We start from the raw sequence: 13858 nt of genomic DNA, 5'->3' as shown, positions 1-13858 counted from the left end.
TTTTTTACCTTGCGATCTTGTCAACCCAAACTGATAAAAGAATTGAATGAATAAAAATATAGATTTTCCTGGACTGAAAATTTCAGACATCAAATTTTATAGATTTGATATTCCATTAAGGGAAGAGTTTAAGTTGGCTGCTATGAGCCTAAATGTCGCACACAATGTCCTGGTGAAGATTGAAACAAATGTAGGAATTATCGGGTGGGGTGAAGGTGCTCCTTTCCATGCTCTTGTAGGCGAAACTCAGGATATTGCCTTAGCTGCTGGTAAAGAATTCAAACCATATTTACTGGGAAGAAATCCATTAGCAATAGATGCAATCGTCAGATTTATGGACAAGCATCTTCCTCATAATACAACGTTAAAAAGTGCGATTGACATGGCATTATACGATGTGGCATCGAAAGCTGCTGAAATGCCTTTGTATTTATTTCTGGGTGGAGAAAAGCGGGAAATAGAAACAGATATGACCATTGGATTATGTGAGCCTGAAGAAGCTGGCGAAAAAGCATTATCCATAAAAGAAATGGGATTTAATATCATCAAGGTTAAACTCGGATTAGATGATGCAGCCGATTATGCTAGGCTAAAATATATAAGTGATGCTGTAGGCAAAGATGTGATTCTAAGGATAGATGCGAACCAAGGCTGGGATCGAATGCGTGCGATAAGAAACCTCAAAGCATATGATGAATTTAATATTGAATTTTGTGAGCAACCTTGTCCTGTGAACGATATTAATGGGACAAAACTGGTAAGTAGTCAATCGACCATTCCAATTATGGCAGATGAATCTTTGTTCTCGCCGACGAATGCAATCAGCTTGATTACGAATAACGTAGCTCCATATTTTAATATCAAATTTTCAAAGTCCGGTGGAATTAAGAATGCAATAAAAATAGCAAGCATTGCCGATGCTGGTGCCATACCTTCTATGGTAGGTTGTATGTCAGAAACAAGATTAGGTCTGACTGCAGCAGCACACTTTGGATTATCTAATCCTATCATCCAATTTTTCGATCTCGATTCACACCTTGAACATTCTATAGACCCAATCGAAGGTGGAATCTCTATTGAGAATGGAATGATTACGCTCCCTGACTCACCAGGTATCGGAGCAGAACCGGATGAAAGCTTTATTCAATCTTGTGAAGTCAATGTTTTATGCTAGGACCTGAAATCAATTTTACTGGTAGAAACCAGATCAATTACGAAGGGAATGATTACCTGTATTTAGCGGGAATCGACTATCATCGAATGTCGACTAATCCGATCATTGCGAATACTATTTGTCAAGCCGTGACGAAGTATGGAATTAGCCCTACTGGTTCAAGAATTACAACCGGAAATCATATTCTGCTCAACAAGTTAGAGCAGAAAGTTGCAGATTTTTTCGATACAGATGCATCTGCGGTTTATACCACTGGCTATCTATCAAATCTAATCATGCTTCAAGCAATAGCTGATGATTTCGACATCTTTATTATGGATGAAGGATCTCATTCTAGTCTTGAATCTGCTGTGAAGATTACAGGAAAGAAAGTCATTAAATTCAAGTTTCTAGATGCTCAGCATTTACAAGAAATGATAGAACAGCATGTTCTGCCTCAAAGTAAAGTCCTCGTTATGACTGATGGTGTATTTCCTGCGAGAGGCGACATGGCACCTTTAGAAGATTACGTACAGATTCTTTCTAAATACGACGGAAAAATATTGGTAGATGATGCTCATGCGATGGCAGTTATAGGCCCCACGGGTAAAGGAACTTGGGAAGAAAAAGGTGTGGACAAGGAAATGATCTACCAAACAGGAACACTGAGCAAAGGATTTGGAACGCTAGGCGGTGTTATTACGGGAAGTGCAGAATTAATAGAGAAAATACAAAATAAAAGTAGCGCATATGTAGGAAGTACTGGACTTGCATTACCACTTGCAGCTGCAGGTATAAGATCTATTGACTACCTACTTGATAACCCAGATTTGATCACTGGCCTACAACAACGGACGCTAAAACTCAAACAAAGGTTTAAGGAGATTGGATTTGAAATGCCGAATTCTACGGTGCCTATTTTCTCTATAACTTATCACGATGAAGAAAGAAATTTGATCCTGAGAGATTTGTTACTTAAGAATGGAATATATCCTCCCTTTATTAATTATCCAGGCTCACCAGAAGGAGGTCATTTTAGATTTATTCTGACAAGTGATGCTACAGAAGAAGAGATTGATCTACTATTTAATACCGTAAAATCGTCCTTATGAACAACGATTTTATGAAAATAAAGAGATGTTCATGACTTGAAAACATATGCTGTAAGCCTATTGATGAATTTCCATCTTTATGAACTTACGCGAAATAAAAACTTTGATGCTTACTTATTTTAAAATAGACACACTATGAAAAGCATGATTTCCCCAGAAAACCATTGGGTGATATGGATGACCTTAATTTCTATAGCTACAATTAGTATTTACTTAGAGGAAAAATACAAATTGTTTAAGAAATTAACGGGTGCTTTGGTAGCCATGATGTTAGGAATGTTACTTTCTAACATTGGGTTTTTACCAACTGCATCCGCATCCTATGATCTCATCTGGGAATACATTGTACCATTGACGATTCCGTTGCTTTTAATGAAAATCAACGTTAAGACGATCGTGAAAGAAGCGGGCTCACTATTTTGGGCTTTTCACTTAAGTGCACTGGGTACGATCGTCGGTAGTATTATTGCTGTTGCACTGTTATACAATGCTGTGCCGCATCTTGCGCAAATCGTGCCTGCTATGACGGGAAGTTACATTGGTGGTTCTATCAATTTTGTGGCGCTTGTCGCCGCATTCGAACCGCCGGAGGATTTAGTAAATGCTACCATCGTAGCAGATAATGGAATCATGGCGATCTATTTTATCTTACTGATTGCACTACCTTCGATGCCACTTATTCGTAAATTATTTCCACGTATTAATGAGGCTAAATTCAAGAAAGCTGAAGACTCAGCAACAGCTAACTCAGATGAAAATTCGAAGCAAATTACTCTGTTAGATATTGGTTTTGTTCTTACTATTGCCTTCGTGATTACTGCAATGTCCGTATTGATTAGTGACTATTTTTCCGCGGATCGATTTAGTGGTATAGTCCGAGGTTTACTAGGTCAGAAATACATTTTATTGACCACTTTCTCCATGTTGTTTCCTATTCTTTTCCCGAAATTCGCGAAAACGCTCAACGGTAATAATGAAATCGGAGTGTTTTTCATCTTTTTGTTTTTCGTCCTCATTGGTGTACCTGCAAGTATTAAAACAGTAATCGTAGGTGCTCCCATCATGTTGATTTTTTGCGCAATTATTCTAGCTTTCAATTTTCTTGTCACGTTTTCGCTGGGTAAGTTGTTTAAGTTTGAACTTGAAGACCTCGTTATGGCGGCAATTGTTACTTCTGGCGGTCCTATGAATGGAGTTGCCATTGCTAAAGCAAAAGGATGGAATGCATATATTGTCCCATCTTTATTAATGGGAATATGGGGATATATCATAGGAAATTATACAGGATACTTTGCAGGTCTTATTTTAGAAAATATCTTTTAAATCTTAATAGTTAGCACATGAAATTAATAAGTTATTTAATACTGACCAGCACACTTGTAGTTTTAGCTTCAGTAAGTAGTAAAGCACAGCAAGGTCAATATAAAGAAATAGAAAACTACATCGAAGAAGCACGAAAGAGTTGGGAAATTCCAGGTCTTGCCGTTGCCTTAATTAAAGATGGTGAAGTAGTGTATAAAAATGGCTTTGGAGTTAAAGAATTAAACAAACCTGGTCGGGTAGATGAAAATACGGTATTTTCTGTTGCTTCTAATACCAAAGCATTTACAAGTATGGCCGTTGGTATACTCGTTCAACAAGGCAAGCTATCATGGGACGATCCAGTGATCAAACATTTACCTGATTTTCAAATGTATGACCCACAAGTAACTAGAAAAGTTACGATCCGAGACTTCCTTTCACATAAGAGTGGCCTAGGTTTATGGGCTGGTGATCTCACGTGGTGGGATTCGAATTATGACAAAGCTGAAGTCATTCGTAGAATAAGATTTCAGAAGCCAGTTGCTGATTTGCATGAAAAATATATATACTGTAACCTCGGATATCTTGTAGTAGGTGAAGTGATTGCTAAAGTTTCAGGAATGACTTATGAAAAATTTATTGAAACTCAGTTTTTCGATCCGTTGGGAATGACTCGAAGCTTGATGTCAGTTAGTGGTCTACCTAACATGGAAAATGTGGCGGTTCCACACTCAGGCGTGAATGGGGAACTAGTACCAATTGCTCAGCTGAACGTTGACAATTGCGCACCCGCAGCTTCAGTAGTGACAAGTGTGAATGATCTGACACACTGGGTACAAATGCAACTAGCGAATGGAACCTACAAAAGCCATAAAATTCTGGAGGAAAGTATCATAGAAGAAACACGGAAACCACATTCAATCATCAATGTCAGTAAATGGAGTAAGGAGAATTTAAATCCGTACACGAATTTCTCATCATATGCTTTGGGTTGGAGAGTATTTGATTTTCGGGGAGAATACTTGGTCGAGCACACAGGCGGATTAGATGGCATGCTTTCTTATGTGGGATTTATTCCTGAAGAGAATATTGGCGTTATTCTCGTAACCAATAGTGATCAGCATGACATTCAGAATTGCCTTCCTAAGTATCTATTCGATAGATTATTAGGCGTCGAGGAAAACATGGACTGGAGTGGCAAATATCTGAAAATCAATAAAGCAAATAAAGCTCGTAGAGCAGAAGAGGCAGCTAAGGCAAAAGCAAGTATTCCCGTTACAACACCGACACTCGCATTAAATGATTACTGCGGTGAATATACGAGTGATGTTTATGGGACTGCTAAAGTTTACATGGAAGATGGAAAATTGAAGGTGTCACTTTCAGCCCACCCAGGATTTATCGGAGATATTTCACATCTATACTATAATACATTTACTGCCAAGTGGAATCATCGTCTATGGAAAGAAAGCAACATGTATTTTGACTTTAATGGACATGGTCAGATCATTAATTTCAAGATGGCAGTCCGCCCAGATTGGATTGATACCCTAGAATATACCTTTAAGAAAAACTAAGAGGGACTTTAAAGTACAGTCGATTTTAATCAGCACTATCATCCGATAGTGCTGTTCTTATTTAGACCAAAACCTTCACTTATTGATCAATGAAATTTCATGGTTTTAGTGCTTAACTGAATACCCTGCATTAAAACATTGACCATGAAAAGAAAAGGTAAACCCATATAATTTCTAATTTTTTTCAATGAAATAATAAAGTGAACTCAAAAAAGATAGGGGTTTTTTGAGGTTCGTGTATCGTATTGGTAGAAGCAAGAAATGGCAATTTGCTAAACTTGAAACAGCGCTTTCCATCCGGAGAAATTAGGCGCCCAGAAAGATTGCTTTGATGACTGTACGGATCACGATACTTTTTTAAAACTAAATTGAAATTATTATGAAGATGGTTACATTGAAAAAAAATAGTCGAAACAAAACTGTTGCTTTGATTCTGTTATTTTGTGTTTTGTATTTATACGCTAATGCTCAGTCTGTTACTGGAGATATTATTAACAGAGTTGATCTTGGCCGAACTGGATGGGTTTCTCTTGCTTGGGATGGAACGAACTTACTAACTCAGAATGAATCAGATGGAAATTGGTTATACATTGACAAAAGCACTGGTGAAACAACACCAGCATTTAACAATCCAGAAGGCGGTAATGTAAATGTACAAGGATTAGCTTATAGTCCGACTAGAAATACCTATTACACTTTACAATATGGTGTCAACGATGGTGAAGTTTGGGAATTGAATCTAGACGGAACAGTTGCAAATGTCTGGGATGCAAATATCTTTAATCCGAATAGTCAACGTGGACTAACGATCGTAGATGATGAAGTATGGATCGGACAAGCTAATGCAGACAGCGATCCTCCTAATGAGTTTATCTTCCGTTTTGATTTAGATGGAACTTCGCTCGGTGTGATTACGATCGAAGGTGGAGCAGTGGATTATGCAAGAGATATGGAGTGGGCGAATGGTCAGTTATGGATTAATGATAATGCTGGTGCGGTTCTCCGAGTTTATGACTACGATGAAGAAAACTTTATACTGACTCAAGTGCGAAAGTATCCAAGAGCACATTATTCTCAATTCGGCTTAGCTTACACTGGGACAGAATTATTGTCATCTGGCTGGAATTATGATAAGTTGCTGTGGATGATGTTGGATGATCAAGTAACACCAAAAGATGAAGTTCTTGCTGGCGACACTATATTTTCTGTTGCAGGTTACCCTTCTACGAGCCTTGCCTGGGATGGTGAATACGCGTGGGGACTAAGTGAAGACGATAATTTATGGCACCAATTAGATAAAACTTCAGGTCCTACAGGTGTAACATTTCCTAATGCACCTGATGCATTAAGTTGGGCACAAGGAGCAGCCTGGAGCACTAAGAATAGTACCTTTTTTACGAATCAAAGTGGAATTGGTGAAGGAGAAATTTGGGAAATTAATAAGAATGGTGAAAAAGTAAATGGTTGGCCGTCTGAACTAGGAAACGATATCCGAGGATTGGCCATTAGAAAAGATGAAATATGGGTTTCCTACATCGGATCTGATTTTATATACAGATTTGATCTAGATGGAAATGCTTTAGATGATGTGAGTCTTGATGTTCCTATTCTATTCTCAGGTGGTTTAGATTGGGTAGATGATAAGCAATTATGGGTGAATGATAGAGATGGTCAACACATCGCTGTTTATAATTATGACGAGGAAAATCTGGCATTGACTAAAGTAAAATCTTTCCTTTTGCCATTTCACAGTTTTTGGGGCATGGCTTATACTGGTGAAGAAATGTTAACAGCAGGGTGGGGAACAGATATTCTATATGGACTGAAGACTGAATTGATTTCAAGCTCAACTGAAAACTTATCGGTTCCGAAAATTAATGCAAGCGCATTCCCTAATCCATTTAACGCTTCCACATCTATTCATTATACGATGGAAGAGTCAGGAAATGTGACAGCTAGCATTTACAATATTCAAGGGCAAAAAATGCTGGATCTTGTAAATGAGAAAGTTGCAGCTGGTAATCATAGTATAGCATGGGACGCTCAGGGAAGTGACTTGCTTCCTGGAGTTTATTATTTTAAAATTTCAACGAATAAAAGAAGTAATGTAATTCAGATGATTTACGTAGATTAGATTTTCAGGCGGCAGCATTCGTTATGTTGCCGCCACTTTATCCTTAGAATACTGAACAATTAGACTTATATAGTAGCCATCATGTTTAACAACAACAGCAACATCAAAATCAGTGTTTTTCTGATCCTTTTTCTTTTTTCTTTTCTGTCAATTTTTGGGCAAACTGGATTCAAAGACCCTAGAATGAAAGGAATAGACACGGCTGTTCAGAAGTTTTTAGATAAGTGGTTTGTACCAGGTGGTATTTCGGTAGCCATTAGTAAAGATGGCAGATTGGTTTATGAAAGAGGTTTTGGTAAAATCAATAATACTAGTGAAAGACGAGTTTACCCAGAGCATAAATTCAGAGTAGCAAGTGTATCGAAGCCTATCACAGCAGTAGCTATCTTACAATTAATAGAAAATGGCGAGTTGAGTTTTGATGATGTAGTTTTTGGTGAATCAGGAATATTGAATGAATATACTCCGACTAAAGATGCTCGAATAGAAGACATTACCATATACGATCTTCTACATCATCTAGGTGGATGGGGAGATTCACCAATGTTTCGAAGTCTCCAAGTAGCAGCAATAATGAATGTTCCTTCTCCACCTAGTAAGGAGGTGTTTATAGAATATATGATGGGTAGGTCACTAGATAAGGTGCCTGGGACTAGTTATAAATACTCGAACTTTGGCTACCTCGTTTTGGGTAGAGTAATTGAAAAGATTTCTGGAAAATCGTATGAAGAATTTATAAAGGAAGAAATTTTTGATAAAATCAATGCAAGTAGTTTTGTGCTTGCCACGAATGAACCTGCACGTCAAGATCTAGAAGAAGCTTACTACTTTTCTTTCAATGATGCTAAATCTGTCTACGGAGATGGTAGTACTGTCCCATTACCTTACGGTGGATTCGACATAGAAGCGATGGATGCACATGGTGGCTGGGTGAGTACTGCTGGTGACCTAATCAAATTTGGTACTGCAGTGGATGGAAAGTCTTCAAGGCCTGATATTATTTCCCCATTTTATCGTCAGTTAATGGTGACTCCTTCTAATTATTCTAACTATGCGAAAGGTTGGGCTGTTGGGAATGGAAGTATGTGGCATGTGGGTAGTCTGCCTGGCACTACAGCGGAAATCGTAAGTGTAGGAAATGATGATATTGTATTTTCTTTCGCACTCAATTTTAGATTCGAAAGCAACATTGATAAATTCAATGAAGAAATAGATGCTGCTATCTGGGAGGGTATCTATTCTGTCAATGAGTGGCCGGAATATGATTTATTTACAGAAAATCCAACACCGATTGAACTGGAAGAGGGAGATGTAATCGCAAGGATGGAATTAGATTCTGCCAGTCAATGGGGAGCTGTAATATGGAATGGCGACAAGGCTTGGGTATTGAATGAAACAGACAATAACTGGTATGAAGTGGATAAAATAACAGGACTTACAGGAGAACAATTTCCTAATCGTTCAAGTTCCACATCTACTCCCAAAGGAGCTGCCTGGAGTAAAGAAAGAAAAACCATTTTGATGAATCAAAATCTAAGTAATAGTGGTGAGGTTTGGGAAGTGGATCTTTCAGGGAATCTAATCAATACTTGGTCTACAGATCTAGGAGAACAGCAGCGAGGGCTTGCTATTTTCGATGATGAAATTTGGATAGCACTTCCTGGTAACAACATTTATAGGTTTGGATTAAATGGTGAGCAGAAGGAGGAGGTCAATGTTGATGTTCCTCTATCATCTCCGACTTCTTTAGCTTGGGTAGATGGAAGACTTTGGGTGAATGACAGCATCGATAATTTGATTAGAATATTCGATTATTCAGAGGAGAATCGAACATTGGAACAGATAAATGAAATCCCTGCGCCATATGCTGGATTAAGTGACATTGCTTACACTGGAGATCATGTCATTGCTACAAGTATTAATAGCACAGATTTATATGAATTAGAAACAGGTAGAACTTCTTCTACTTTCAATGTAAATCCTAATGTCAAATCAGTCTATAATTATCCAAATCCATTCACGGATCAGACGACGATCGATTATTTTATAGCACAACCATCAGATGTTAACTTATCTATTTACAATATGCAAGGACAAGAGGTAGCTAACTTAGTGAATGGATATAAAGATGCTGGAAAGCATACCGTGAGATGGAGATGCACAAGTGATAATGGAAGCAGGGTAGAACCAGGAATTTATATCTATAAGTTAAGGTCTGGAAAAGATATGGTGTTGAAAAAAATGATCCTGATTCACTAAGCTTAAAACAATATCCAGAGAAAACCGAAGAGTTGGACTTTTCTTAAGATCGAAAGTGCTTTAGAGATAAGATGTTCTACGGTCTTTTTAGAAATATTCATCGATTCAGCGATATCCTTATATTTGAAACCATCGTAACGGCTGAGCTTAAAGGCGGTTTTACATCTCGGTGGAAGAGATTCTATTGCATCGCTAATTTTATCTAGTTTCACACCGATCAGTTCGTTATCTTCTACCGAAAGATTCTCATCTATTAAAGCCGAAACTCTTAAGTAATCCAAGTCAATAAATCGAATTTTCTTATTTCTAACGTGAAGTAAAAATTGATTGTGAACAGATCTATATAGGTAGTTTCTAAGTGATCGCGTAATCTTTAGTTTGTCTCTTTTAATCCAGATATTAAGGAAGACATCTTGGACGAGATCTTCAGCGATAGGAATATCTCCAGCTAACTTTTTCACATAGATACATAACTGGTTGTAATAGCAATCAAACATATGCTTGTAGCTGTCTTCGTCACCGTTCTTTATGCCACAAATGAGGTCCTCTTCTGTCATAGATTTCCTTTGCATTAGCAAGTTTTACGTATAAGATTCATAGATATCCAAATATAACGAAAATTATGAATAATGCCATGAATGAAAACCAATTTACGAAACGGATTATCGAGCCTTATAAAATGTAAGATTTCATTTAGCAAAATCATGGTGTCTCATGGAGTGAAACTAAGTGTCCGCTTTCCCATCGGATGATTTATGTTGCGATTCAAAGTGATCCTTGCACTGAATCGGAGAGCTATTATTTTCATCCTACGCTCTTTTCCTCGCTTTATAAATACAGTTCGAAGCCGAGATTATAACAAAATCACTAATTCCAAAAACTCCAATATATAAAAAAATAATATTTTCGTTTTTATTTCGTTATAATTGCATATAATTACGAATAAGCACTAAACGAAGATTATCGTAAATAAACCAAAATTAATCTATGACTAAACACAAAATTGTTCCTCAGTGCAAACTATCCATTAACTCTATTAAATTGACCAATAAGAAAAACATATAATATAATGATAGAAAGCTTACTCACCTTTCTATCATCTTCATAATCACTTTTAGTAAATAAAACTCAAATGCTTTATTTCTACTACACGTTCAAAACTCACTTATGAAAATTAAATTTCCTTTCTTGCTTTTTAGTATTTACTTTCTCTTCCTACCAATTTCAGCGCTCCACGCAGCAAAACAAAACGAAGAACCCAATTTAGCGGAATGGTTGAAAGTTTACATTCCTGCTAAATATCCAACATCTAATGTCATCGATCACAGCGATTGGTATCAAGCTGTGATTGATGACTTGGATCTTACCATTAGTTGGGCATACTTACCTCAAGAAAAATTGACTTTAAAAGAAGTTCATGGTCATTATGAAGGTAAAGCACTTTTTATTTCAGAGCCTCTAGATGAAGATTGGTCGAGCATTCCAAACATGAATTATGCAGAAGGGGCAGGTTACTATATTCCTAGTTATAATCCATCAAGTATGGGGAATTTAGAAGTGGCCAAACTTTCAGTCCTACAGTTTAGAGGTGGCGACGCCAACAAATTCATCGAAGAAATGAATAAGGTCTGGAAATCAAGAGCTCGAAGAGCTAGTCATGCAGAAGATGACACTGAGTTTTCACTTTGGCTTAAAGATCATATACCAAATAAATATCCTGGAAGCAGTGTCATTCATCACAACGACTGGTTACAAGTTAAGATTCCAGAAGAGGATTTGACCGTAAGCTGGGGTCTCGTTCCGCAGACACAATTTAACTTAAAAGACCTCGAAGGACTTCATGAAAACAAGTCCATCTTCATAGCGAAAACAAGTCAAGAGAACTGGGATAATCTTTCTGAAGTCACTTATTACCCTGGCGTTGGATATTATATTTCCGCTTATTCCCCTGGAACAATGGGATCATTTGATGTTGGGCAAGTGACTGTTATTCAGTACGATGGCAAACCTGATAATTTCACAAATAAGATGGTGGAAAACCATAAAATGAACCCCAGTAAATCAGAGATCACTTTTGTAAACTGGTTAAAAAAGTATGTTCATACAACACATCCCGCGCTTGTTATAGATTATTACGGCGGATGGTATCAATCAGTTATTCCTGCATATGATCTGACTGTGACATGGGGAACGATGGACAAATCACAAATGGCCATGAACAAACTGCATGGTGTTCGTGAGGACAAATCATTTTTCATTGAACAAAATATAGATACTGGTTGGGAAAGTTATGCTGGAATCAAGCATTCGAAGAATGTGGGTTATTATATAACCAAATACAACACTTCAACAATGGGCCAATTGGAAATTGGCGATCTATGTGTTGTTCAGTTTAATGGGAATGCTGATCCATTTGTATCTTCAATGACCAAGGAGTGGAATATCTTTTCTCAGACAGACACACCTTCTAATGCAAATAGCAGTGATAAACCACGAAAAAATCTTTCTTCCAATGCTACAAAAAAGCCTTTTATGCAATGGCTTTATGAATATATCCCTAGAACCTATCCAGGTTCCAAAATGACGGATCATAAGTACTGGTACCAAGCTCATGTAGGGAATGACCTAGTCGTTAATTGGGCGAAGATCGTAGACCAGGGAGCCGATTTAAAGTATTTGCAAGGGCACAACTTAACACAAGGAAAGCCAATATTTATAGAGAAAGGTGCGAAACTAAGTTGGTCATCACATCCAGCAGTAACTTATTTTGATCAAGTGGGGTACTACATTACAGGATATGATTCACTGACGATGCAGGATTGGAAAATAGAAAACTGCAACGTGATTCAGTTCGATGGAGATGGCAAAAAGTTCAGTGAAAAAATGTCGAATGCAAGAAAATCTATTGTATCAAATGGTTATGGTATGAACTATAAACCTCGAGTCATTAACACTACCGACCTTGGCGCAGATCCCGATGATAAACAGTCTCTAGTCCGCCAGTTAGTCTGTGCGAACGAATTTGACATCGAAGGATTAATTGTTTCCACCGGATGCTGGAAGAAAACACAAAGCAATACAGCGATGCTTGATCAAATCGTCGATGCATATGATAAAGTATATGAGAATCTGAAAATTCATGCTGACGGGTTTCCAAGTCCAGAATACTTGAGATCTATTTCGATCATGGGACAGACAGGATACGGCATGAGTGATGTGGGAACAGGAAAAGATAGCCCAAGCTCTGACCTCATCATCAGCGCTGTAGATAAAGATGATCCAAGACCAGTTTGGGTATTAGGGTGGGGAGGAATGAATATTGCTGCACAAGCGATTTGGAAGGTGCGAGAAACTCGTTCGCCAGAAGCATTCGAAGCATTTCTAAGCAAATTAAGACTGTTTGACATACTAGGCCAAGATGACGCGGGCGCGTGGATTGCGAAAAACTTCCCCCAGACTTTTTACATCAGAGCAACAGGTGTATACGGTTGGGCACCATCAGACGAATACCTCGATGAACACATCCAAAACCATGGACCTTTGGGAGCGGAATACCCAGACAGAAAGTGGGCAACGGAAGGTGATTCACCAGCATTTATGCATGTCTATCCGAATGGTCTGAATGATCCAGAGCAAATAGATCAAGGCGGCTGGGGAGGTCGCTTTAGTTTTACGAAAAAAGCTGGGATACGAAGCATGCCAGGAGTACCTAAAATAGAGAAAGATGGTGAAAGCAAATTTGATCCATATTACATGTATGGCAATACCCCTGAAAAGGCAAAAGCCATCAAGAGATGGAGCACAGGCTACGATAATGACTTTGCAGCACGGATGGACTGGAGTATAACGAGCAAATACGAAGATGCGAATCACCATCCCTCGGCAGTATTGAATGGTGACCACACCAAAGCTGTATTGACCATGAATGCTAAGGCAGGTTCCGTCATCGATGTTAATGCAATCGATTCATCGGATCCAGATGGTGACGCGCTGAATTACAATTGGGCATTTTATGAAGAAGCAAGTACCTATAAAGGAAACATCAACATTCAGAATAGCTCAGCGAATACTGCCCAAGTGGAAATTCCTACAGATTCAGCGGGTAAAAACATCCATATTATTTTATCACTTCATGATAGTGGAAGTCCTTCGTTATATGCCTACCGAAGAGTGATTGTAGAGGTGCAACCTGCTGATTAATACAGCTTAGGGCATGTTTCTGGTAATGATTCTTACTGCGAATCAACGTTTATCCAGATGCAATTGCAGTCGGTTTTTCTTCTAGGTCAATTTTATAGCGAGGAAGGTTGAACAAGCCAAT

The 13858-nt window shown here is 38.1% G+C and carries 8 protein-coding genes; 7 read left to right on the top strand and 1 reads right to left on the bottom strand.

The genetic code is table 11. The features are described 5' to 3' along the window. Nucleotides 1-46: 46 nt before the first annotated feature. The 6 genes from L2586_RS13790 (at nucleotide 47) to L2586_RS13765 (ending at nucleotide 9537) form a co-directional block, all read left to right on the top strand. A complete protein-coding gene (locus L2586_RS13790) occupies nucleotides 47-1174 on the top strand; it encodes a mandelate racemase/muconate lactonizing enzyme family protein (RefSeq protein WP_235293499.1) in 1128 nt (375 codons plus the stop codon). Next, on the top strand, nucleotides 1168-2265 hold the full coding sequence (locus L2586_RS13785) for an aminotransferase class I/II-fold pyridoxal phosphate-dependent enzyme (protein ID WP_235293498.1): 1098 nt from the start codon (nucleotides 1168-1170) through the stop codon (nucleotides 2263-2265). The genes L2586_RS13790 and L2586_RS13785 overlap by 7 nt, the downstream gene beginning before the upstream one ends. A gap of 135 nt (nucleotides 2266-2400) precedes the next feature. After that, the gene (locus tag L2586_RS13780; RefSeq protein WP_235293497.1) at nucleotides 2401-3588 is read left to right on the top strand and encodes a DUF819 family protein; all 1188 of its coding nucleotides are present in this window, start codon (nucleotides 2401-2403) and stop codon (nucleotides 3586-3588) included. A gap of 17 nt (nucleotides 3589-3605) precedes the next feature. Beyond that, nucleotides 3606-5144 carry a serine hydrolase gene (locus L2586_RS13775; protein ID WP_235293496.1) on the top strand — a complete coding sequence of 513 codons (1539 nt, stop codon included), beginning with the start codon at nucleotides 3606-3608 and terminating at the stop codon, nucleotides 5142-5144. 379 nt (nucleotides 5145-5523) lie between these two features. Continuing rightward, the gene (locus L2586_RS13770) at nucleotides 5524-7278 is read left to right on the top strand and encodes a T9SS type A sorting domain-containing protein (protein WP_235293495.1); all 1755 of its coding nucleotides are present in this window, start codon (nucleotides 5524-5526) and stop codon (nucleotides 7276-7278) included. 183 nt (nucleotides 7279-7461) lie between these two features. Continuing rightward, on the top strand, nucleotides 7462-9537 hold the full coding sequence (locus L2586_RS13765; protein WP_235293494.1) for a serine hydrolase: 2076 nt from the start codon (nucleotides 7462-7464) through the stop codon (nucleotides 9535-9537). A 2-nt stretch (nucleotides 9538-9539) separates the two neighbouring features. On the opposite strand, the gene L2586_RS13760 is transcribed toward L2586_RS13765, so the two are convergent. Beyond that, nucleotides 9540-10109: an RNA polymerase sigma factor gene (locus L2586_RS13760; RefSeq protein ID WP_235293493.1), complete on the bottom strand. Its 570-nt coding sequence runs from the start codon at nucleotides 10107-10109 to the stop codon at nucleotides 9540-9542. Nucleotides 10110-10704: 595 nt separating this feature from the next. Between L2586_RS13760 and L2586_RS13755 the strand changes: the two genes are divergently transcribed. Continuing rightward, nucleotides 10705-13737, top strand: a complete 3033-nt coding sequence (locus tag L2586_RS13755; RefSeq protein ID WP_235293492.1) for a DUF1593 domain-containing protein — start codon at nucleotides 10705-10707, stop codon at nucleotides 13735-13737. The last annotated feature ends 121 nt before the right edge of the window (nucleotides 13738-13858 follow it).

It is taken from the genome of Portibacter lacus, assembly GCF_021533215.1.
Taxonomy (GTDB): Bacteria; Bacteroidota; Bacteroidia; order Chitinophagales; family Saprospiraceae; genus Portibacter; species Portibacter lacus.
Note: the sequence above shows the minus strand (reverse complement) of the source record. Positions and strands in the feature narration are given on the sequence as shown.